A 23,263-nucleotide genomic window follows, 5' to 3' on the forward strand; every position below is an offset into this window, starting at 1 on the left:
GTCAGCTTTCCGCGCCGACGAGGACATCCGCGGGCGCGAGTTGTTCCTCCGCGGGCCGGGGTACAACGCGCAGTGGCGACGTCGGTTCCTGCGGGTCGTCGTGTGTGAGTTCAACCTCGTAGAGCGCGCACAATTCGTCCAGCAACGCGCGACACTCGGCCTTCTGCTCCGCGGGCACGAAACGGTTGAACTTGTTCACGAGCCACCCGTCGAAGAATGCGTCCACCCGGGTATGACAATAGGCGTCGTACAGCCCCTCCCGTCGGAGCCACTCCGCCCGGTAGTGCTCCAGGGGTAGGTATTTGCGGAACAGGCTCGGCCCCACCGTGTTGATCATCGAGTTGGACACGGCCCCGTAATAGACGTGGATGGGCAGGCGGACCGTAGCGATCCGCCTGGCCCCGTGGAGCATCTGCTGGAACGCCAGGGAATCCTGGCCCAGGGCACCCACCGGTTGATGCAGACCGATGGCGCGCAACCATTGCGTGTTCGCCACGAGTGCCTGGATGCTCATGGGCTGGAAGTTGATCCGCTGCAGGGCGTCCTCCGGGACCATCAGACCGCCCGTGGGATCCTCCGGTAGGTTCTTCGTCAGGATTTTGACGTTCGGGACGTGCCGGCGGTACGAGGAGAGCTTGATCATGTCCCCGATCGCGAATTGCACCCCGAGCTCGCGGACGGTCTCCAGCAACACGCGGAACCCATCGTTGAGCGCTTCGTTGTCCGGGTCCAAGTACGTGATGTAGGGCGCCGTCGCGAGTTTCAGTCCCTCGTTTCGCGGCCGGGACGCGCTGCCCGATCCGCCTGTCTCGAAGAAGTGGGCGCGCACGTTGTCGTACCGCGCCGCGAGTTCGCGCACCGCGAGCACCGTGTCGTGATCGGTGGAGCCGTCGTCGATGAGCAGGATCTCCATGTCCCTGAAGATCGTGGAGCGTTCCAGGGAGCGGAAGCACTTGGAGACCAGGTGTTTGCCGTTGTTGAACACCGGGACCACCACGGTCAACTGTGGGGCGTCGGTGAGCGTGACCTCGATGCGCTCGCCAACCCGGGGCCCCGCGCCGAACGGCGCGGTGCTGTAGGCCCGCCCCTCGATCCGCCCGGAGTCAAGCCACGTCTGCAGCACCGGGGTATCCGCCTGGACGCGGAGGCCGCTGCGAGCACTGCTGCGAACCCGGCCCGTGAGCTCGTGATCGTCGAGGCTCGTGATCCCGCCGTTCGTCTCGAAGCCGTTCTTCGTGGCCACGTCCACGTCCGCGTACCGGAACACGTTGAGCAGGTCGCGCACGTGGCCGCTCGCGTAGTCATGATCGGCGGACACGGGCACGACGACGTCGAAGTCGTCCCGGCGCTGCGCCAACTCGCCCCGAGTGAGGACGCTCACGAGTGCTGTCTGCGTGTCGGCGATCTCACGCGCGTGGTCGATCGTGGTGTCACCGTCCGGAACGACCGCCACTCGTTCGTGCAAGGACGCGACGGGGGCACCCACGGCGGAGAGCATGTCCGACATGCGCTGCCACGCCGTGTCGTGTTCCCACACGCGCCGCAAACCGTCGGACTGTGCGCGGTAGAGCCGCTCCCCCGTCATGCCGTCCAGGATGAGGGGTACCTCCCGCGGTCGGTCGATCAGCTGGACCTCGGGGTAACGATCATTGACGGCGAGTGAGTAGTTGGAGAGAACGAACGCGCCCATCGCCTGCAGCTCCACCACTCGGTTGGCGTACATGGTCCCGGAATTGGTGACCGAGTTGAGGTTGAGATGGACGTCCACGCTGCGTTGGACCTTCATGAGTTCACGGTGGCCCAGCCCTGGGCCCACGTGGTCGACGAACTCCTGGGGGTAGAAGTACTTGGGATCGCCCAGGGACGAGTTCCGATCCACGATCAACAGATCCCGTCCGGCATCCAGGACGCCCGAGAACAGGAACCGCGCCGCCGATTGTCTTGCGGGGTACTTGTGAGAGAGCCAGGACCCGGCGAACAAGATTTCGGAGTGGCGTACCCGCCGGGATCCCACGGGCGTGTGCAGTAGGGGGTTGACACCGAAGGTCAGGGGGCGGATGTCCCCCACCTCGGGGCAATCCGCGGCGTAGCTCGGGATCATTTCCTGTGCGGAGGTGAAGATCACGTCCGCTTCCTGGGCGAGGGGACGGAACCGGGCGTAATTGGGCGGGTCTTCTTTGGAGTAGAAGATCACGGGCACATCGCGTGCGCGGAAGGCCGGGATGACCTCGGAGCGCACGAGCCCCGCGGACGCCGTGGTGCCGTGCCAGTCCTCGAACCGGCCCCGCCACGTGGATGTCAGGATGAGCACATCGCTGGTGCGAGCCACGTCCCGGAAGTTCTCCGGTGTCACGTACGTGATGTTCGCCGTGCCCTCGTACGTCTCGTACAGGAACGTGTCCGCGATCATGGCCACCCGGGCCGGGTGCGGGGTCAAGACACGGGTACCGGCGTGATCGGGCAGCCCCGCCACGGATTCCACGAGGTCGCGGACCTGCTCGGCTCGCCCGTTGTGTGACAACCACTCGGGATACTGCTCCTGCGTGATCACCGGGTTCAACCGGTCCGCGCGGTTACGGCGCGCGTAGTCCTTGAACGCCCGGGAGCGGAACCAGTGCCGGTCCGTTGCAGCCGTGGCTTCCCTCAACTGGAGTTCCTCGATCCGGGTGCGAACCTTGGCACGCCGTCGCTTCACCTGGTCCATGTTCATCGCCATGACCGCACCGCCTTCCGCAGCTTCCACACGCGTCGTTGCAGCCTGAAGGTGCGCGAGGCCCTGGTGCGCTCCCACTGTTCGCGGGCAGTGTCCCGCTCCTCACGCGTTTTACGGAGTTCGGACTCCAACCACCACACCTTCTTCAGGTAGGTCCGTTCCTGCGTCTTCAGTTGCTCGTCCCGGGACTCGAGGTTCTGGAAGAACCGGATCTCCTTCTCGTAACTGGCCACCAGCTCCTCGCTCAGTCGGCGAATTTCCTGCGCTTGTTGGGCCAGAAGGTCACTGAGGACATCGACCGCGTCGGCGTGGTCGGCGGCGGCGCCCACTGGGGTCGGGTGCGCATTCATGATCGTGGGCCTCCGATGGGGGCTAGGGCGCGGTCCAACTGCTCATGGACGTCGGCGGCGTCGAACGTGGATGTCGTGAAGTCGTGTGCGTTGTGGCTGAACGAACGGCGCGTCTCCGGGTCTCGCGAGAGATCCAGGATGCGTTGCGCCATCTCGTGGACGGACGGGACCAGCCATTCCCTGGGATAGATGAGATCCGCACCGGGCCAGTCCAGGGACACGGGAACACCGCCGGATGCTGCGACATCCGGGAGGGTCAGGTGGAATGACTCGTGGTCGCTCACCGAGATGCCGTATCCCACACCCCGGTACCACTCGGCCATGTCGTTGCCGTGCGGGTCGAAGCGGATGACCTCCCTGCCGGCGCGTTGATTGAGCTCGTCGACGCGGCGGTAGCACGCCCGGTACCACTCGAGTTCCTCGGGTCGCTTGTGCATCCACTCGTAGTCCTCGGGACGCTTACCCTTGACCCGCAACGAGAACTCGGGATCCACGGCTACGAGCTGCTCCATGAGATCCACGGCGCGGTCGAGCCGTTTCAACTGAGGGACGATCCCCACGAACCCCACGGTCTTCAGCGCGCTCTCGTGCTTGTCACGGGCCAGGTCCGCCGTGCGGACCACGTTGGGGATCACCGTGCACGTGGCGCGAGGAAGCCCGTGACTCGTGATCGCGGCCTCGCGCATGAGATCACTCACGAACACGTACTGGGACACCTGCTCGTGCCGGATCCGGCGCAGGTAGGGCCCGCGCAATTCCTGCGCGTGAACCCGCACGATCAGCCGCTGGTGGTCGTTCACGTGTTCCGAGTACCAGATCGCATTGCCCAGACCCCATTCGCAGAACACCACGTCCGCTTCCGCGAGCAGCTCCGCGGAGCGCTGTTCATCGTGATGCGCGTGGTTGTCCCACTGATCCACCAGCACTCGTGCCCCTGTGGCACGAAGGTGATTCAGCCACGAGGAGATGAACTTCAGGTCGTGTCCCGCCACGAGGATCGTGCCGGCACGCTCCACCGCACTCTCACCGGACGGGGTGGCCACGAGCTGACGCGTGGGCTCGTCCGATGGCGGAAGCGTCACCGTGAGGGTGGCGGCCGAGTCCACGGCACGGAACGACATGTCCGGGTCTTTCACGAGGGTCGCCCGAAGCATTCCCCAGGCATCGTGCGTGTTCGTACCGGGAACCGCGAACACTCGAGCATCCTCGTCCGCCCCGCGCGAGCGCCCTGCGATCTTGTCCCAGTATCCCCAGCGCGTGGTCTGCAGCAGGTCCTCCGCCCATGTCCGTGCAGGGTCCTCGGGCGGGTACGCCCAGAACTCGACGTCGTGGAGATAGGGTTCGCGATAGCCGAGCACGCGTACGCCGTGCGCCTCGAGCGCGGCGCGGGCAGCGGCGTCGTCGTCCGTCAACCGCACCGTGCTGGGCAGGACGGATTGACGCAGGATCCCCGGGACCTGTTCGGGGCGCGCGGTGAGACCCCACCGTGGCAGCGAGAACGCCTCGACCGGTAGACCCGCGGTACGTGCGAGGATCACCAGGGCTGTGTCCACCGTGTGCGCGCGCAAGACCGTGCGCAGCTGCAGCCACACCTCGCGCAACCGCTCTTCCGGATCGGCGCTCCATGCCCCCAGAAGAGCCTTGGCGTATGCCGCATTGTTGGTGCAGGGAATGCCATCGTCGAACGTCTCGGTGATGCCCCGCGCCCAGCTCGAGAGGACCGCTCCCCCACACGCCGCGATCTCCACGACCCGGCGGGAGAACATGGTGGGTGAGTACGGGGCGGAATTGACGTTGAGGCTGGCCACGTGCGCGCGGTAGCTGTCGATCACCTCGTCGTAGGGCAATGCCCCCCGCACCCATTGCCTGAACTCGGGTGGGAATCGGTACGGTGAGTCCGGGATGGCCAATTGCCGGTCGTAAATGGCCAGCCCGTACGGCTTGGCCGTGCCGAGCAATTGCTCGAGCTGCTGGGAGCGCTCGGGGTATCGCTGCCCGTAGTAGGTCCCGGCATAGGCAATGGTGTCCTCCGGCGCCCGTGCACCCGGGAGGGGGTTGTGGATCGCGGGTTGGGCATAGAAGGGCAGGGAAGAGGACGTAACGGCGCGACCGCCGCTCAGGAAACGCGCTGTGTGAAGATACTCCGGGATCATGTCCGCGTCCGTGGTGAACACGTGATCGCACAGCGCCCCGGTCCTGCGGAACCGGTTGATGTGCACCGGATCCTCTTTGTTCCAGAACACGGTGGGGATCCCGGCGTGGCGGCATCGCGCGAGGAGGTCCCGCAGCTGCGTGTGCTCCTCGTCCGAGTAGTACCCCACCCTGTGGTGCCATACACCGCCGTTGCCCGACCACGCCGATTCGACGAACACCAGGTCCAGGTTCTCGCCGGCCAGTTGCTCGGCGTAATCGGCCGGGCCCAGCGGGATGATCGTGGCCGAGCGGCGCAGGGTCTCCGTGGTGAACTCGTCCGCGATCAGACCGATCCGCAGATCCTTGAGGGACCGGCCACCGTGTGCCAGGGCGTCGTGGTCCGCCGTGGCCTGGGCATAGACCCGACGGACCACCGGGCCGAGGTTCCTCCACTGCCGCTCGTCCACGGCCCACAGACGGCCGGCTTGCCCCTGCGACACGCGCAGTTCAGGATCCTCGATGAGCTTCTGCAGCGCGTTCGCGAGGGACTTGGGGTTCCCGGCTCGGCTCAGCAGACCGCGCGGCCCGGCGCTCTCCCCCTCCACGGCACCCACGAGTGCACGGTGCGGTGAGACGTCCGAGAGCACCACCGGTTTGGCTGCGCTGAACGCCTCGAGTGGCTTGAGCGGCGAAACCATCTCCGTCACGGGCAAGCTGGTGCGGGGGCACGCCACGATGTCCACGCAGCTCATGAACCGGGCGATCTCACTCGCGGGCCGTCGGCCTACGAATTTCACTCGCGACTGCAGCTTGTTGCGGACCTGATAACTCTTCAGGTCGGGGTACACCCCACCGGAGCCGGCGATCACCACCTGGAAGTCCACCTTGCGCCCGCGCAGGATGTTGGCCGCTTGCAGCAGCGTGTCCAGACCCTCGTAGGCCACGAGCGAGCCCGCAAACCCGATCACGGGCACATCCGTGCGGATCCCGCGTTTCGCGGCGTAGCCGGTATCCCGGGGCAGCGGCAGGAATTCATCCGTGTTCACACCATTGGGCAGCAGCGTGATCTTGTTCTCGGACACCCCACGGCGCACGAGCTCGTCCGCGACCTCCTGCGTGATGGCCAGCACGGCATCTGCCTCACGAGCGACCAGGGTCTCCATGGCTGCCTGATTCACATACCGCTGCGTCTTGTCCCATCCCGGTTTCAGAGAGGCCTCCGTGACCTCCCACAAACCCCTCACCTCGTACACGAACGGCACGCCGAGCCGCCGGGCGGCGACCAGCGCCGGAAGCGCGTTGAGGTAGTTCGACGCCGCGTGGATCACGGACGGGCGCAGCAACCGGGCCTGCCGCACCACGGCATCGGCCGCGACATTGACGTAGACGTCCGGCGCGAGGTGGTTGATGTTGCCTTCCGGCATGTGCACCCAGTCCACGCCGTTGCGCGTTTCCACGTGGCGCCGCTTGCGAGGCTTGGCGCGCGCAGTCGAGATGTCCCACGGATAGCCCGAGCGCCCCATCACGGTCACGTCAGCGCCGGCGGCCTTCAGCCCGGCCACCACTCCCTCGGTGCGCACGCTATACCCGTTCGAATGGAAGATCGGCGTGGAGTACGCGCAGTACAGGATGCGTTGCCGCTCGGGCAGGTACGCCGCACCGCGGGAGCGCGGGGGCACGAGTCGTGCCGCAGTGCGGTCCAGTGCCGCGGTGCCCAGGATGCGGTCGGTCAAGTAGCGCTGTTTCTCGGTGAGATCCGGCAGCAGGCCGCAGTGGCGGTCGACCAGTTCCGCCGCACGCGTGATGTCCCCTTCGCGGTACCACAGCCGGTTGAGGGCAGCGGACAAGTGCGCCGCGATGGGCTCGGCCTCCAGGATGGCCAGGACGTCCTCGAGGCAGGGCTCGACCTCTGCGGTCGGCTCGGTACCGGCCGACGACGCGTGGGGCGTCTGGTTCGACGGGCCGGTGGCCGCGGCGTCGTCGTGAACCCGGGTTGCCGGGCTCGTGGCGGCCGCCGACGTACCGTCGTCGGTCGGCGCCACGTCGTCGACCGGGGCCCTGGTTCCCTCGCCGGCGGGTTCCGCGCCGGACTCCGACGCCCGCTCCTCCGTAGTCGTCGACGAGGCGGCCAATGTGCGGTTCTGCGCGGTGAGCTTCTCGATCCGGGACCGGTCCGTGGCGACCGCGGCCTCCAGGGACCGGATCCTGCGTTGTGCTGCTTCCAGCTGATCGAACGTGCCACGCGGATCCCGGGCGACCTGGCGGTACACCAGTTCCCGCAACCGGGCTGGGTCGCGGCGTTCGTCTGGATGCATGGGGGTGCTCCTGGGGGATACGGCGCGCCGGGGGGAGGCGCGAGAAGACGATGCGGGGGCGGGGACGGTGCTCCCACCGCCCTCGCGTCAGTGGCTCAGCGCCACAACCCCTTGGTGTCCACCACGGCCTTGCCCTTGAGTGCGGTGGCCGGCAGGGCCTTGAACTCGTCGTGGTCCACGAGCAGCAGAACCACGTCCGCGCGCTCGATGGCGTCCTGGTACTCGGCAAACTCCACGTTGGGCAGGCCCTGCAGGCCCTTGGGCAGCTCGGAGACGTTCGGCTCCACCGCCAGGACGGTCGCGTGGCTGACGTGCTCCGCGAGATCCTTGGTGATGTTCATGGCCGGGGACTCCCGCAGGTCGTCGATGTTCGCCTTGAACGCGAGCCCGAGGGCCGCGATCACCGGGGAGTCGATGTGCGAGCAGGCCTGCTCCACCTGGCCGATGACCCACTTGGGCTTGCCGTCGTTGACCTCGCGCGCGGTGCGGATCAGGTTCGAGTTCTCCCGGTCCGCGGCCACGATAAACCACGGGTCCACCGCGATGCAGTGCCCGCCCACGCCGGGGCCCGGCTGCAGGATGTTCACGCGCGGGTGGTGGTTGGCCAGTTCGATGAGCTCCCACACGTCGATGCCCAGGTTGTCCGCGATCAGGGAGAGCTCGTTGGCGAACGCGATGTTCACGTCACGGAAGCTGTTTTCCGTGAGCTTGGACATCTCCGCCGTGACGTCGTCCGTGACGAGCAGCTCGCCCTCGCAGAAGGACGCGTAGACCTCGCGGGCGCGGCGGGCGGCCTCGGGGGTGCGGCCGCCGATGATGCGGTCGTTGGTGATCAGCTCTTCCAGGGCCTTGCCGGGCAGGATGCGCTCGGGGCAGTACGCGAAGTGCACGATCGGCTTGCCGTCCGCACCGTCCTGGGAGAGGTCCGGGCGCAGCTCCATGATCTTCGCCGCAAGCTTCTCGGTGGTGCGCGGCGGGGAGGTGGATTCCAGGATCACGGTCTCGTCACCGCGCAGCTGCGGGGCGATCGACTCCGCGGCGGACATGATGTAGGTCAGGTCCCCCTCGTGGTTCTCCTTGAAGGGGGTGGGCACGGCGATCACGAACGCGTCACCGTGCTGCATCTCGGTGGTGGCGGTGAGTCGGCCGCTGTTCACGGCCTGCTTCAGCTGCTCCTCCAGACCGGGCTCCACGATGGTGACCTCACCGCGCTGGATCCGCTCGACCGCCGAGGCGTTGACGTCCACACCGTGGACCCGCACCCCGTGGTTCGCCATCACCACGGCGGTGGGCAGGCCGATGTAGCCCAGCCCCACGAAGACGACTTCCAGCGGTTCACTCATTGACACACCTCATCTGATCGGCGCGCAGCCCCGTGCGGGCGCACGCGTGGTTCTCGTTCGAGACAACGGGAATTCGAAAAATCATATCGTCACGTGCTTTTTATTGTCCCCGAAAAGTACGACGTCGCCGGTAGCGAGCGCTGCGGCGTCGGACACCTGCCACGTGTGGCTGTGCGCGCCGCGGAACTGGACGAAGTTGAAGCGGTCCGCAGAGTAGATCGTGTAGCCGGCCTCGCGCACCGCCGCGAGGAACGATGTGTCCTCCCCCGTGCTGCGCCGTTGGAACGGGATCTGGCGGAAGACCTCGCGTCGGCCGGTGATGGTGGGGCCCATGACGAAGTCCGTGTACCGGTGCTCGCGGCGGGGAAAGCGCAGCAGCGTGGCGTCCTGGGACTGCACGTGCATGTAGTGCGCCTGCTTTCCCACCACGTCCGCGTTCGCGTAGGACAGGGCGTCCAGCAGGTCGGCGAGGTAGCGCGGCGCGTAGTAGTCGTCGTCGTCCATCTTGGAGAGCACGTCCCCGGTGGCGTGCTCCACGGCCAGGTTGAGGCACTCCCCCAGGGTCAGCGAGGCGTCCGCAGCAACGGTGGTGACCTGCAGACCTGAGTCGTGGACGGCGTCGGCCATGGCACTCGTCGACGGGTCGAAACCGTGGGCCACGAGCACGACATCCAGCGTCACATTCCGCTGCGCGGCGATCCCCGCCAGGGCGGTGGCCACGCGCTCGGGGCGGTTGGTGCACAGCAGCGCCGTCACGGTGGGGCGCACTCGGGCGACGGCGAGCTGCGGGGCCGCGCGCTCGAGCACCGTCTCCACGCGGTGCGTGTAGGTGTGCTTGGCCCAGATCTCGCGCTGGGCGCGGTGCACCATCCGGTCCGCGAGCTCCGGGCTGCGCACGAGGGCGCGGATCACGTGAGCGGCGTGCTCACGGTCTGCAACCACGGAGAGCTGGTCCTGCGTGAAGTACCGTCGCACGGCTTCGGACGGGGTGGACACCACCGCGGTGCCGCACGCGGTGATCTCGAAGATCCGCCGAGCGCACATGGACGGCGAGTCCACCACGGAGTTCACGTTGAGGAACACCTTGTACGCGCGGTAGGCGGTGAGCATCTGGTCGTAGCCCAGGGAGCCGACGACGTGGCGGTCCAGGGGCGCGGGGAACTGGTAGCGCTCGTCGTGGCCCAGGTAGCGGGAGAAGATCTCCAGCCCGGTGTCGAGCTTGGGCGAGACGTCGTGCGCCCCGCCGAGCAGCAGGTCCATCTGCTCTCGGCGTTCCGGGAACTTGTGGGCGAAGTACATGCCGCCGAAGGCGACGTCCCGGCTGTGGAAGCCCGTGCGGGGCCGCGCGGGGTTGTGGACAGCCGGCTGGGCTGCGAAGGGCAGCACGCCCACGCGCTCGTGGCCGAGGTCCCTGTGGTAGTCGGGGACCTTGTTGACGTCGGTGGTGAACACAACGTCGAACAGGCGCGCGCACTCCAGGAAGTCCTCGTAGTGCGGCGGGTCCTCCTTGTTCCAGAACACGGTGGGGATCCCCTGCGCACGGCAGTGGCCCACAAGCTCGCGCACGGGTTCCTTCACGCCGGAGGTCCCCGTGAACTGGTACTGCCACTCGTCGTGGTTGCCGTGCCACGCGGACTCCACGAACAGCAGGTCCACGGGCTGGGCAGCCAGTTCGGCGCGCCAGTTCCCGCGGGTCAGCTCCACCTGGTTCCACTCGTACTGGAACGCGCGCAGCGAGAAGTCGTCAAGGACCACGGCGGCGGTGACGTCCGCGCGCACGGGCGAACGCTCAGGCCATGCCTGCGGGGCAAAGGAGACCTCCCGCGGCGCGTCCTGGGCCCCGTGCCGGTCACCCTGTCCGGCTCCCGTGCCGGTGACGACGGCGCTCGCAGAGGGCCCCTGGGGCAGGTTCGCCCGCCGCCGGTGGGTCCTCCACTGGGCGAGCCCGCCGTGGCGCAGGTGCCACAGCTGCGTGCGCAGGTCGCTGCCGCGGGGGCTCATGCGTGCACCTCACGCAACTCGGTGCGTACCACCTGGGACATCAGACGCTGCTTCTCCCGTTCTGCTGCGTGGTTGTTCCCGGCCGCGAGCTGCTTCATGAACGCCTCGTACTCTCGTGTGACGTTGTCCGGGTCCCCGTCCATCAGCAGGTCCCCCTGGTCCAGCCACACCACCCGTGTGCACATCTCGCGCACCTCGGCCATCGTGTGGGACACGAACAGCACGCAGCCGGCCTGCTCGCGGATCTGGGCCATGCGGGCCTGCCCGCGCTCGCGGAACTGGGCGTCCCCGGTGGACAGCGCCTCGTCCAGGATCAGGATGTGGGGGTCCGTTGCCGTGGCCACCGCGAAGCGCAGCCTCGCGGCCATGCCGGAGGAGTACGCCTTCATGGGCCAGTGGATGGCGCTGCCCAGGGCGGCGATCTCCACCAGCTCGGGGAGGATCTCCTCGACGCGCCGCGGATCGATCCCCTGGGCCAGGCAGCCCAGGCGGATGTTCTTCTCCCCGGACAGCGCGGGAACCAGCGAGACGTTGACGCCGAGCTTCACGGGGGTGTCCACGGCGTAGACGCGGCCGGAGGTGGGGTTCATCTGCCCGGCCACGATGTTCATCAGCGTCGACTTGCCCGAGCCGTTGCGGCCGATGAAGCCCACGAACTCCCCCTGGTGGACGGCGAGCGTGAGGTCGTTGACGGCGCGATTGCGCACCACCGGCGGGCGTCCCAGGGCCTTGCGAGCCCAGCGCACCGGCGCTGGAACGGGAACCTCGTCTCCCCCGCCGGTGGAGGTGACGTTGTAGACCATGCTCACGTGGTCGATCACCACGGCGGGTCCCGTTGCCGCACCCCGCTCCTCCTCGTCGAGGAAGGAGAGGTCTCCGTCCGCGCCGAAGAGCGAGCCCAGTGCCCCGTCGTCCCTGAAGTCCTCCACCGGGCCGTCCTCACCGTTCGTCCGCATAGCTCTCCTCGTTGCGCCAGAACGCCAGGAAGCCGACGACGAACACGAGCAGGGAGGCGCAGCTCAGCACGCCCCACGAGGACCACGCGGGCAGCTGCGCACGAAGCACGAGATCCCGGCTCATCGCGAGCACCTGGTAGAGCGGGTTGAAGTGGAACAGGGCCAGGATCCGCTCGTCGCTCACGAACCGGGACGGGTCGTAGAAGATCCCGGAGGAGTACATCCACAGCCGCATCAGGAACGAGAGCATGTTCGCGAGGTCCGGGATCTTGTGCACCGCCGGGGCCAGCAGCATGCCGAAGCCCCAGTTGAAGACGGTCTGCAGCGCGAACACGGGGATCAGCAGCAGCCACGTCCAGGAGATGGGCTCCAGCGGCGGCACGATCAGCAGGAACACGAGGATCGACCCGAGGGCGTACGCCTGGGTGAGGGCGTCACGCATCACGATGGACAGTGTCAGGGCCGCACGGGGGAACATGAACCCGCGCACGAGGGCCTTCCCAGACGCCATGGAGCGCGAGACGGCCACGACCGAACGGGAACTGTACATGAACATGGTCAGCCCGAGCACGATGAACGCCACGAAGTTCTCGATGCCCCGGCCCGTGTGCAGCAGCAGCCCGAAGATCACGTAGAACGTGAGCCCCAGCAGCACCGGGTTCAGCACGATCCACGCCTTGCCCAGAAAAGTGTGGTCCTGGCTCACCGCGAGCCGCACGCGGGCGTCGTAGGCAATGAAGTGCCGCGAGCCCCACAGCTCGCGGACGTACTCGCGCAGGGGCGGCCGGGCGCCCACCGCGGTCATCGCAGCAGGGTCGAAGTGCTCCACGCGGGTGGCCGGAGCGGCCCCGGTGGACCCGTCCCCCGCACCGGGACCCCCGGCCGTGCCCGGGCCAGGGACCTGGTCGGCAGTGGTGCTCATGCGTCGATCTCCTGCGGTTCGTGGGCCGTCGTGGGGATGTTTTCAGTCAATTCACAGTACCGCGTGGAGGCCTGCTGGGCGATTGCGGCCCACGTGCGGTGCTCGCGGACCCACGCACGTGCGGTCAGGGCGAGGTCTGTGGCCTCCCCAGGATCCCGGGCGAGTCGCTCGATGGTCTCTGCGAGCGCACGCGGGTCCTCGGGGGGTGTGAGCAGTCCGGTCTCGCCGTCGCGGACGGTCTCGCGCAGGGCGGGCAGGTCGCTGGCGATCACGGGGGTTGCCGCGGCCATGGCCTCGACGGGTTTCAGGGGGGTCACGGCCCGGGTGACGGAGCGGTCCTTGCGGGGGATGACGAAGGTGTCGAGGGCGGCCGTCCACGTGGCGGCGTGCTCGCGGGGCACTCGGCCGGTGAAGGTGACGATGTCCTCGATGCCGAGGTCGCGGGCGAGGTGCTCGAGGGCGGGCCGGGCCACGCCGTCTCCCACGACCAGCACTCGGAGCTGGGGGATGCGGGATCGGAGCAGGGCTGCGGCGCCGAGGAGGTCGTCGATGCCCTCGTAGTCGACCACCGAGGTCACGGTGCCCACGAGGAAGCGGTCGGCGGGCAGCCCGAGCGTGACGCGGGCGGTGTCGCGGCTCGGGGCGTCCAGGAGGGCGCCGCCCACGGCGTTGGGAGCGAGGTCCACGCGCAGGGGCGCCCCGGAAACGCCGTGCGCGGCGGTTCCGCGCCCGCGGGGGGTGTCGACGGCGTCGTCCGTGGCGTAATCGGCGGCGAGGTCGATGAGGCGTCCGGCCATGGCGGTGCCGAGTGTCACCGTGCGGTCGGCGGACGTGGCTGCCCAGGCCTCCCGGCGCTGGAAGCGCTCGTAGTACGGGGAGGACACGGCCTGTTCGCCGCGGGTGGCGGCCCAGGTGTCCGCGAGCAGGCCGCGGACCTCGTAGACCCACGGGATGCCGAGCGTCCGCGCCACGGCGGCCACAGCGAGCGCGTTGACGTAGTGGCTGGTGGTGTGCAGCACGGCGGGGCGCAGCTCGAGGGCGAGTGCGAGCAGGGCGTCCGCGTGCTGCTGGACGCGTCCCGTGGCGGTGCTGGCGAGTCCAGCGGGGAGGATGCGGTGGTACGGGATGCCGTCCACCACGTCGGTGTGGCGGGCGAGGATCTTGCCCACCTGCACGGGGTAGCCGGGGCGGGTCACCGCGTGCACGTGCCATCCCTCCTCCTGCAGAGCGGTGAGGTACGAGTGGGAGCGCTGCGCGTAGCCGCTCGCGGTGTGGGGCAGCGAGTTGGTCACCGCGTAGAGCACGGTCCGCTCGCGCGGGGTGTAGCCGGTGACGGGGTCGAGGCGCGGTAGGAAGTCGCCGAGCAGGTCGCGTTCCGCGGCGAGCCGGCAGTGCAGGGAGCGCTCGCCGCGGGTAGCGGTCCCCCCTGAGCGGGCCGCGTCCAGCAGCGCGACGGCGTGGTCCACCTCGCCGCGGTGCCAGGCCAGGCGGGCGCGGGTTGCCGCAGTCCCCGGGGTTCCCTCGGGCACGGAGTCGAGCAGCCGTGCAGCGAGGTCTGTGTCCCCCAGGGCGAGGGCCACCTCCGCACCGCGCCGGGTCCCCCACGCGCCCGACGACGCCTCGGCGAGGACGGTGCGTGCGGCGTCGTCGTGGCCCAGCACGTGAAGCGCGGTGGCCCGCGGCGTGGCGCCCGGGGCGTGGCGCAGGCACCGTGCCGCGGGGGTGACCCACCGGCGGGGCAGACGGCGGGATACCTGCAACCAGAACACCACCGGGTCGTCGGTGACGTGACGGGCCACGGTGCCCGTCGTGAGCCACGCGTTGGCCGCGAGCTCCAGGCACCTCCCGGTGCGCTCGAGGCTCACGCGCCGGCCCCTCCCGCCGTGCGCTCCGAGGCACGGTGGAACCCGGCCACGGGCTGCCCCGTCCCACGGGGACCGGCTGACGGGGATGCGCCTGCCCGTCCCGGCCACGCTGAGGCGGGGGACGGAGCTCGCAGCGAGCGACGGAGCGAGTGCACCAGGCGTGCGGCGCGCGGGAGCAACCCCGCACCGCACGCACGTGAGTGCTCGCGCACCGTGTCCCGCAGGTGCTGGTCGTAGTGCACGGCGAGGTCTGCGTAGTCCGCGTTGTGACGCACCCACTCCCGCCCGGAGCCGTGGGTCAGCAGACGGGACCGGTCCGCCGCGAGCGCAAGCCACAGTGCCGCGATCTCCTTGGGGTCGGAGCCCACGATGTCTCCCTCCCCCGCCTCCGCGAGCACGTGGGCGGCCTCTCCACGCACCACGGCCGTGATGTGGCGCCCCACGGCGAGCACCTCGTAGGTCTTGGAGGGGATGGTGTCCTCGAAGGACTTCCAGTCGTCGCGCAGACAGATCACGATCGAGTCGGTGGCCTGGTAGCGGGCGAAGACCAGCTCGCGGTACTCCGGCGGCAGGAACCGCACGTTCACACCGAGCTCACGGGCGAGCTCTTTCAGCGCGGGCTTCTGGCTGCCCTGGCCCACGAGGGTGAGTTCCACCGCGTCCCCGGCGAGGTGGGCGGCACGTACCAGCCGGTCCAGGGACTGGGACTCCCCGTGGTTGCCCAGGTAGAGCACGCGCAGCACGTCCCGCTCGACCGGTGGTGGGGGAAGCTGCGGGGTGCGCTCCAGCAGGATCCCGTTGCGCACCGTGACCACGTTGCGCACACCGCGCTCGCGCAATGTCCGGGCGAAGCCCTGGGTCACCGTGACCACGAGGTCGGCCCTGTTCTGCACCGAGACCACCGCCCTGTTCACGAGCGAGCGCGATCCCCCGCGGACCACGGAGGCGTCCTCGGCCAGGTTCGGCCACGCATCGCGCATCTCCACCACGAGGGGGACGCCCTTGACCCGCGCCACCACGAGGGCGGAGGCGAGCAGCGGCAATGACGGGGCCGTCACCACCACCACGTCCTGCCGCCCCGTGAGGCACCCCCGCACCGCCGAGGCCGCCGCGCTCACGAGCTGGTCCAGCAGCTTGCCCGTCCGGTGGTCACCCACGAACAGGAACGGAACACGGTGGATCTGCTCCCCCAGGAATCCGGTCTGACGCCGCCACGCACGGCCCCGCGTGGTCTCGGAGTAGTCCGGACCCGGACCGTAGTGGGCCACCGGGCACACCACGGACACACTCCAGGCGCGCTCGCGCAGATGGCTCACCAGGGAGTACCACCGGCGCTGCGGCGGTGAGTGCTCGGGCCAGTACGAGCTGGCGAGCAGCAGCAGTCGAAGGGGCGGCTGGGAACTTGCGGCCTCGGTGCCTGTGGGGGGTGAGGTGGGGGTCATGTCTCTCTCGCGTCACGGTCACGAGCCGGCGGGGAGGGGAAGGAGCTGCCGGGCGGTGGGGGAAAGTGCCGGTGTGACGGCCTCGTGGGGAGGGCGGGGCCGTCGGCAGGGGTCTGCGTTGCGGGGACGGACAGCGCCGGGTCCCGCACCTGCAACGGCGCCCGGGCGGAACGTCCCGCCCGGGCGCCGGAGGTCACTGGCCCTGCTGGTCCAGCGACTGAACGTAGCTGTCCAGGGTGCCGTTCGAGATGGCCTTGCCGATCGCCTTCATGGCGTCCTCGTCGGCGACGATGATCGACTGGCCGTCCGCGGATGTTCCCACGCCCTTGTTGGGCACGGTGAACATGTGGATGTCGCTGCTACTCAGACCCACCAGTTGGGGCGCGCGCTGGGCGATCCACGTGGAGGTCAACCCGTCGCTCACGGTCAGGTACGGGGAGATCTGCTTGACCACCTCGTTGAGCTTCACGGGGTTGGAGACGGTGCCCGTGCTCAGCAGCTTGTTCATCATGGCCTGCAGGTAGGCCCGCTGGTTGCGCACGCGCTGGTAGTCGCCGTCGGAGAACGCGTAGCGCTCCCGCACGAACGCAAGCGCCTGCTCGCCGTTCATCTCCTGGGGGCCGGCCTCGAAGTGCTGCCCGCCCTGGGCGGTGAACGTCTCGGGCACGTTGACAGTCACCCCGCCGAGGGCGTCGGTGAGGCCCTCAAACCCGGCGAAGTCCACCATGGCCACCTCGTCGATGCGGGTGTCGAAGTTCTCCTCCAGTGTCTGGACCATCAGGGGCATCCCGCCCTGGTCCAGTGCCGCGTTGATCTTGGACTCGCCCACGCCGGGGATGTCCACCCACGTGTCGCGCATGATGGACATGACGTACATCTGCCCGCCGTCCTCCGGGATGTGCAGCAGCATGATCGAGTCCGCCCGGGAGCCGGTGACGTCCTTGTCCACGCCCTCGGGGCGCTTGTCCGAGCCGAGCAGCAGCACGGTGGTTCCGTTGTCCTCCGCGGAGCCCTTGGCGGGTCGGGAGGACTCGTCCGGGAACGCGTTGTCCAGGCTGGCCGCCCCGTTGTCGAAGTTGCGGCCCAGGTTCCACATGAACAGGCCCGCGGCCACGGCCAGGACCACCACCAGGGACAGCAGGACCAGGATGATGTTGCGCCCGGTGTGCTTCTTCCTCACCGGGCGGGGCTCGTGGGCGTCTGACTCGTACTGGGGCTGGGACACGTGGCTCTCCGGGGCTGGGGGGTCATCATCACGCGACGCTCACCCGATCCCTGGCTTCGGGATGCGGGCGGCATTCCGAGGCCAGGTGGAGCGGACGCAGTGGTGATTGCGTTTGCACATACTATTACGGCACCCGGTGAATCCACTCCTCGGTGCCGAACTTGTGCTCGATCAACTCCCTGGCCGCGGCGAGCTCGCTGTCTGAGACCTTACCAATCCTCGCCGCGTAGCGATCGGTGAAGGTGCGCGAGAGAGCGGCGATCACGTCCTCGCGCGCCATGCCCGTCTGACGGCGCAGCGGGTCCACACGCTTCTTCGCGGAGCGGATGCCCTTGTCGGAGAGCTTCTCCTTGCCCACGCGCAGCACGTCCGTCATCTTCTCGGCGTCGATGTCGTAGCTCATGGTCACGTGGTGGACCATCCCTCCGTTGGCGAAGCGCTTCTGGGCCGCCCCGCCGATCTTGCCCTGCGGGGTGGCGATGTCGTTCAGGGGCACGTAGAACGCCTCCACCCCCATGTCCTTGAAAGCCTGCATCACCCACGCGTCCAGGAACGGGTAGGAGTCAGCGAAGCTCAGCCCATCCACCAGGGTCTGCGGGAGGTAGAGGGAGTAGGTGATGCAGTTGCCGGCCTCCATGAACATGGCCCCGCCGCCGGAGACCCTGCGCACCACCTGCACTCCGTGGCGTTTCGCGGCCTCCGGGTCCACCTCGTTGGCCACCGACTGGAACGAGCCGATCACCACGGCCGGCTCGTCCCAGTCCCAGAATCGCAGCGTGGGGTTGCGCCGCCCCGCACCCACCTCGCGGGCGAGCACCTCGTCCAGTGCCAGGTTCTCCAGGGTGGGGCGCACCAGCGCGGGGATCACCTCCCACTCGTGGTCCGTCCAGCTCGTGGCCCGTGCCAGCGCACGCCGCACGGCAATCACCACCGCGCGGGCGTCGAAGCCGAACAGCACCGCAGACGGCGGCAGCCCCGCTTCGATGCGCTGCACCATATCCTGGGGCGCGGTGTCCTCCGGCAGACCGGTCAGCGCGGCATTGATGTCCGCGAGGGCCTCGTCCGGTTCCAGGAAGAAGTCCCCGTTGATGGACACCCGTGCGAGGCGCCCGTCCTGGACCTCGAAGTCCGCGACCACCAGCTTCCCGCCGGGGACCTTGTACTCTCCGTGGGCGTGCGACGTGTTCATTCACTGTCCTCCGTTGCGTGTTGAGGTTCTTGAGCCGCTGGGGTGCATCGTGCCAGACGGCGTACCGGTCGGCTCGGAGGGAACCCCGGTGCCGCTCGGTCCGGTCGATCGGTCGGATGGCGTAATGGTCAGAACGGAAGTCGTTCCCGCAGGGAGGGCGAGCGAGAACGTGCGTTCGCCGGCGTCGACTCCCGCCACGGCAGGTCTGCTAGCCGCGGGGGCGATGGGCAGACCGTAGCCGTCCACGGCGACCGAGCCCGATGCCACGGGGCGCACGGCTTCTTCGACGCTGAGCCCGATGGCGGGGTCCGCAGGATAGTCTGCGCCGTGTGACGTGCTTGCAGGGCTGGCGGTCGCGCCGGTGGACTGCCCCGCGTGGTCAAGGACGGTGTCCACGGGGTACTCGCTCGTCCACTCGGCGGCGCTCAGCTGGGCCTCCGTGACCCTCGCGACCCCGTCGGGCATGGTCACGGTGGTGGTCCGGGTGCCGGCTGTGCCGGGATCGCGGAAGTCGGAGAGGACGAGGGTCGTGGAACCGTCGTCGTGCTCCACCGCGTACCCGGTCAGGTCCGAAGTTCCCGTTGTGGCCGGATGCACCCTTCCGCTCGGAATGCTTGCGACGAGGGCCAGGGCCAGACCGTTGGCTCGAAGCGCGAAGCGTTCTCCTGGGTGGTCGATTGTTCCGTTGGCGCACAAGGGGGACATCGGCGCGCCTCCGTGGCACGGAGCGAGCGATGAATGGACGGCGATCCTCTCCGCTCCCCGGGACAGTGCCCGCACCGAGTACTCGGCTTGGTAGACCGCACTTGCCAGAGTCTCCGTGATCGCGTTGCTGCCCGCGCACGCGGAGGCGGAGGTCTCCGTGATCCACAGCGGGGCGTCGTGGGACGTGGCGTCGACAGCGGCCCGCTGGACGAAAGAGTCCACGCGTTCCCGCGTGACGGAGCCCACCGCGTTGGCCACGGTGGGTCTCTGCTGCACGTTGTCCGTCCCGCACTCGGACAACGGGTACTGGTGCACCGCGAGGGCGAGCGGATTTGCGGTGCGCGATGCCGCCGCCGCGTCCCACCAGTCGGCTGAATACGCGCCTGGTGCCACGATTCGCAGACCTGGCACGCGCTCGTGGATGGCCGTCGAGTAGGCCGTGAGCTGGCGCGTGTACTGCAGGGTGTTCCACCCCGGTCCCTTGACGCTCAACCCGGGGGCGTCTTCATTGTGGAACCCGTTGGGTTCGTTGCCCACCATCACACCGATGAGCTGGTCCCCGAAGGCCTCGTGCGCGTGCTCGGCGAAGTCCGCGGCGCGGTCGGGGTCGTCGTGCGCGAGGTCCACGCTCACGATGACCGAAGCACCCGTAGCGTCGGCAAATCCGGCGACCCGTTGCAGGTCGGACGGCGTCACCCGGGTGATCCTCTCCCCCTCAGTGACTTTCCAGTCGGTGGGGGCAGGTTCGTCGTCAGAGGTGAAGAACATTCTGCGGTCGGTGGAGTTGCCACCGAACCGAAGCGTAGGTCCGTTCAGCGCGCGAAAGATCGACACGAGGTCGTCGGAATCGCTGCCCAGGCGCTGGTCGGCCAGGTCGGTGGACTCGAAGGACAACCCCACGGCACCCTGCTGGTACTCACTGGCGTCGGACGGGGTTGTTGGCACCCGAACCGATGCGCTGGTGTCACCACGGGTGGGGGCGCTCGCCGGGTAGGCCTCGGGAGCATTTCTTGCCGCCACGACGTCCGCAGGGTCCACGTCGTGCAACGGGGCGTTGCGGGCCACCCCGCTCAAAGGCCCAGTCGGTGCTGGTTCCGGCTGCGCGGCGCATGCGCTCATCAGCAGGATTCCCACGCCCGAGAGCGCAAGGACGACGGAACGCGGCCTGCATCGAGATGAGTGACGCCTCCAGGAGGAACCCCTCAGTGGGAGCACACCACTTTCTGGGCTGACAGGGCAGGGGATTGTGGGCACCGGTCCACCCTACCGGCGGGTCCGAGTCCCCGGTCGACCGCTCGCCCGCGCGGGCGTATGCTGGTGCCTTGGTGCCCGCTTCCGAGCGCACCGCATCCGAGCAACGCCGTGCCTGGCAAAATCCAGGCACCTACAGAAGGTTGACACCATGAAGGCTGACATCCACCCGGACTACCACCCGGTCCTCTTCCGCGACCTCGCCTCCGGCAAGGTCGTGCTGACTCGTTCCACCGCCACCTCCTCCAAGACGGAGACGTGGGAGGACGGCAACGAGTACCCGATCATCGAGGTCGAGATCTCCTCCGAGTCCCACCCGTTCTACACGGGCAAGCAGCGGATCATGGACTCCGCCGGTCGCGTGGAGCGCTTCAACCAGCGCTTCGCGAACTTCGGGAAGTCCTCCAAGTAAGTCGGACTCGCTCCCTCCGGACGCCCGGCCCACCTCACGGTGGTGCCGGGCGTGCGTCATTCCAGGACACAGCGGGTCCCGGTTGCTTCGGGTCGGCGAACGCGCACGACCCCAACCGCCTGGGCGCGGGCGGCGTGGCCGCCCCCGGGTCGCGGACACGTCACGACACCTTCGGCGTGTCCGTCACCAAACTGTGATCTTTTGCATAGGATTGTGCACGGCTCAATCCCCCTCAGGCCCCGACGGTCCCCCCTTCCCTGCGTCGCGGCCAGCGAAAGGTCTCCCCACCGATGAAGACACCCTTCTCCCGCCGCTGCACCATGCCTGCAGCGCGCTACAGCTCCCGCCGTGCCGGTCTCGCTGACGGCTCCTCCCGTGGTGACCACGACGCCGCGGCGTCGTGGTCCTCCCTGACGGGCGTGCTGCGCCGGTCCGTGCTGCCGATCGCGGTGACCGCTGCCCTGGCGTTCTCCGCGCAGCCCGCCGTGGCGGCTCCCGAGAGCGGCCCGGACTCTCCCGCGAGCACCGTGCCGAACGACCCGCCCACCGAGTCCGACCGCGTGATCGTGAAGTTCCACGATCCCGCGGCCGCGGAGACCACCAAGGAAAAGGTGGTCGAAGAGGCCGCTGAGAACGCGCTGAGCGAGGCGAAGGCACCGGAGGTCAGCGAGAAGGTGAAGACCACCGCCGCACAGGCCGATGTGCTCGAGCTGGACCGCGAGCTGGACGAGACCGAGCAGAAGAAGCTCGTGGCCGAGATCCAGGCGGACCCGGCCGTGGAGTATGCGGAGGCGGACCGCCTCGCCTCCTCCTCCTGGATGCCCAACGACGTCTACACGGCCTACCAGTGGACCCTGCTGCCGGCCCAGGGCGGCGTGAACTTCCCCGGTGCGTGGGACGTCTCCCGCGGCAACGGCCAGACCATCGCGGTGCTGGACACCGGAATCACCTCGCACCCGGAGCTCAACTCGAAGGTGCTGCCGGGCCGTGACTTCATCAACGACACCGCACTCTCCCGCGACGGCGACCGGCGGGACGGCAACCCGCAGGACCAGGGCGACTGGAGCGCGGCCGGAGAGTGCTCCGCCGCGGCCCGGCCCTCGTCCTGGCACGGCACGCACGTGGCCGGTCTCGCCGCGGGCGTGACCAACAACGGGGCAGGTATCTCGGGGGCGGCCCCCGGCGCCAAGATCCTGCCGGTGCGTGTACTCGGCAAGTGCACCAACGGCTGGGTCTCGGACATCGCGGACGCCGTCACCTGGTCCGCCGGTGCCGCCGTGGCGGATCAGCCCGCGAACAAGAACCCCGCCTCCGTGATCAACATGTCCCTGAACTACCCGGGCGAGTGCGGCACCACCATGCAGAACGCGATCAACACCGCGGTGAACCGCCGCGTCCCCGTGGTGGTGGCCGCGGGCAACCGCGCCGTCAACGCGGGCGGCACCGCGCCGGCGAACTGCACGAACACCATCGTGGTCGGGGCCTCGGACAACGCCGGAAACACCGCGGGCTACTCGAACACCGGTGCCGTGGTGGACGTCCTCGCCCCGGGCGGCACCGCCCAGTTCCCCATGCTCTCAACCGTCAACGGCGGCACCACCACACCCGGCGCCGCCACCTACGGCAACCTCTACGGCACCTCGATGGCCACCCCGCTGGTCTCCGGCACCGTGGCCATGATGAAGCAGCGTGACCCAGCCATCACCGCGGCACGCGTGGAGCAGATCCTGAAGTCCACCGCGAGCGGACGGCTCGGGTCGCTGAACCTCAACCCCTCGGCCGCGGTGCGTGCCGTGGCTCCCACCGGTCAGGCCCTGGCCTCCTACACGGTCTCGGGCGGGATCGGCACCACGTGGCGCGCCACCGGGGGCGCGGCCAAGTGGGGCAACCCCGTGATGAACGAGGCCAACGCCTCGAACGGCGGGCGATACCAGGAGTTCGTGAAGAACGGGCGGAAGGTGACCATCTACTGGTCCAGCGCCACGGGCGCGAACGTCGTGGAGAACTCCACGGTGATCGGCAAGAAGTTCATCGCGGCCGGTCGTGAGCGCGGCTACGGTTTCCCGTCCTCCGGCGAGGCTCGTGTGAACGGCGGTTCCTACCAGATGTACCGCAAGGGCAGTTCGGTGACCAAGACCCTGTGGAGCGCCCGCTCCGGTGCCCACGCGGTGAAGGAGACCGGGGGGATCGGCGGCGCCTGGAAGCGGGCCGGACTCGAGCGCGGCTGGGGCTGGCCCACCACGGACGAGTACACGAGCAACGGCGAGGTGCGCCAGCAGTTCTCCAACGGCGTCACCGCCCACTGGACCGCCAAGCGCGGGGTGTGGACCACGCGCTGAGCTCCCCCACTCGCACGACGACGGCGGGCGGTCCCCTTTCCGGGGACCGCCCGCCGTCGTGTGCGGGGGAAGATCTCGTGCGTCTGGATCAGCGGCCCCGGC

At 68.8% G+C, this 23,263-nt stretch carries 14 protein-coding genes; 2 read left to right on the forward strand and 12 right to left on the reverse strand.

Annotated elements, in window-relative coordinates; genetic code table 11:
* Nucleotide 1: 1 nt before the first annotated feature.
* The 12 genes from FS770_RS12150 to FS770_RS12205 all read right to left on the reverse strand — a co-directional run bounded on the left by FS770_RS12150 (nucleotide 2) and on the right by FS770_RS12205 (nucleotide 20,233).
* Nucleotides 2–2,716: a glycosyltransferase gene (locus FS770_RS12150; protein WP_244944918.1), complete on the reverse strand. Its 2,715-nt coding sequence runs from the start codon at nucleotides 2,714–2,716 to the stop codon at nucleotides 2–4.
* Nucleotides 2,707–3,063, reverse strand: a complete 357-nt coding sequence (locus FS770_RS12155) for a hypothetical protein (RefSeq protein ID WP_131332923.1) — start codon at nucleotides 3,061–3,063, stop codon at nucleotides 2,707–2,709. The genes FS770_RS12150 and FS770_RS12155 overlap by 10 nt, the downstream gene beginning before the upstream one ends.
* Nucleotides 3,060–7,511, reverse strand: a complete 4,452-nt coding sequence (locus FS770_RS12160) for a glycosyltransferase (protein ID WP_145012239.1) — start codon at nucleotides 7,509–7,511, stop codon at nucleotides 3,060–3,062. Before FS770_RS12160 ends, FS770_RS12155 begins: the two co-directional genes overlap by 4 nt.
* Nucleotides 7,512–7,606: 95 nt before the next feature.
* Complete coding sequence (wecC, locus tag FS770_RS12165) at nucleotides 7,607–8,854, reverse strand: UDP-N-acetyl-D-mannosamine dehydrogenase (protein ID WP_145012242.1); 1,248 nt, start codon at nucleotides 8,852–8,854, stop codon at nucleotides 7,607–7,609.
* Between the two features lie 81 nt (nucleotides 8,855–8,935).
* Entirely contained in the window at nucleotides 8,936–10,855 is a 1,920-nt protein-coding gene (locus FS770_RS12170; RefSeq protein WP_145012246.1) for a glycosyltransferase family protein, read from the reverse strand.
* Nucleotides 10,852–11,811 (reverse strand): ABC transporter ATP-binding protein, encoded by a 960-nt coding sequence (locus FS770_RS12175; protein WP_244944919.1) that lies wholly within the window; start codon nucleotides 11,809–11,811, stop codon nucleotides 10,852–10,854. Before FS770_RS12175 ends, FS770_RS12170 begins: the two co-directional genes overlap by 4 nt.
* Nucleotides 11,795–12,733, reverse strand: a complete 939-nt coding sequence (locus FS770_RS12180) for an ABC transporter permease (RefSeq protein WP_244944920.1) — start codon at nucleotides 12,731–12,733, stop codon at nucleotides 11,795–11,797. The genes FS770_RS12175 and FS770_RS12180 overlap by 17 nt, the downstream gene beginning before the upstream one ends.
* Nucleotides 12,730–14,598 carry a glycosyltransferase family 4 protein gene (locus tag FS770_RS12185; protein WP_145012249.1) on the reverse strand — a complete coding sequence of 623 codons (1,869 nt, stop codon included), beginning with the start codon at nucleotides 14,596–14,598 and terminating at the stop codon, nucleotides 12,730–12,732. The genes FS770_RS12180 and FS770_RS12185 overlap by 4 nt, the downstream gene beginning before the upstream one ends.
* Nucleotides 14,595–16,040 (reverse strand): glycosyltransferase family 4 protein, encoded by a 1,446-nt coding sequence (locus FS770_RS12190; protein WP_145012252.1) that lies wholly within the window; start codon nucleotides 16,038–16,040, stop codon nucleotides 14,595–14,597. The genes FS770_RS12185 and FS770_RS12190 overlap by 4 nt, the downstream gene beginning before the upstream one ends.
* 193 nt (nucleotides 16,041–16,233) lie before the next feature.
* Nucleotides 16,234–17,265 (reverse strand): LCP family protein, encoded by a 1,032-nt coding sequence (locus FS770_RS12195; protein WP_144943438.1) that lies wholly within the window; start codon nucleotides 17,263–17,265, stop codon nucleotides 16,234–16,236.
* Between the two features lie 124 nt (nucleotides 17,266–17,389).
* On the reverse strand, nucleotides 17,390–18,454 hold the full coding sequence (lplAB, locus tag FS770_RS12200) for a lipoate-protein ligase LplAB (RefSeq protein ID WP_145012255.1): 1,065 nt from the start codon (nucleotides 18,452–18,454) through the stop codon (nucleotides 17,390–17,392).
* On the reverse strand, nucleotides 18,455–20,233 hold the full coding sequence (locus FS770_RS12205) for a hypothetical protein (protein ID WP_145012258.1): 1,779 nt from the start codon (nucleotides 20,231–20,233) through the stop codon (nucleotides 18,455–18,457).
* Nucleotides 20,234–20,561: 328 nt separating this feature from the next.
* On the opposite strand from FS770_RS12205, the gene FS770_RS12210 reads away from it, so the two are divergent.
* Both FS770_RS12210 and FS770_RS12215 read left to right on the forward strand, forming a co-directional pair.
* The gene (locus FS770_RS12210) at nucleotides 20,562–20,822 is read left to right on the forward strand and encodes a type B 50S ribosomal protein L31 (RefSeq protein WP_055083062.1); all 261 of its coding nucleotides are present in this window, start codon (nucleotides 20,562–20,564) and stop codon (nucleotides 20,820–20,822) included.
* Between the two features lie 290 nt (nucleotides 20,823–21,112).
* Nucleotides 21,113–23,161, forward strand: coding sequence for a S8 family serine peptidase (locus tag FS770_RS12215; protein ID WP_244944921.1), 2,049 nt, complete (start codon nucleotides 21,113–21,115; stop codon nucleotides 23,159–23,161).
* The last annotated feature ends 102 nt before the right edge of the window (nucleotides 23,162–23,263 follow it).

This window comes from Kocuria salsicia (assembly GCF_007681555.1).
GTDB classification, from domain to species: Bacteria; Actinomycetota; Actinomycetes; order Actinomycetales; family Micrococcaceae; genus Kocuria; species Kocuria salsicia.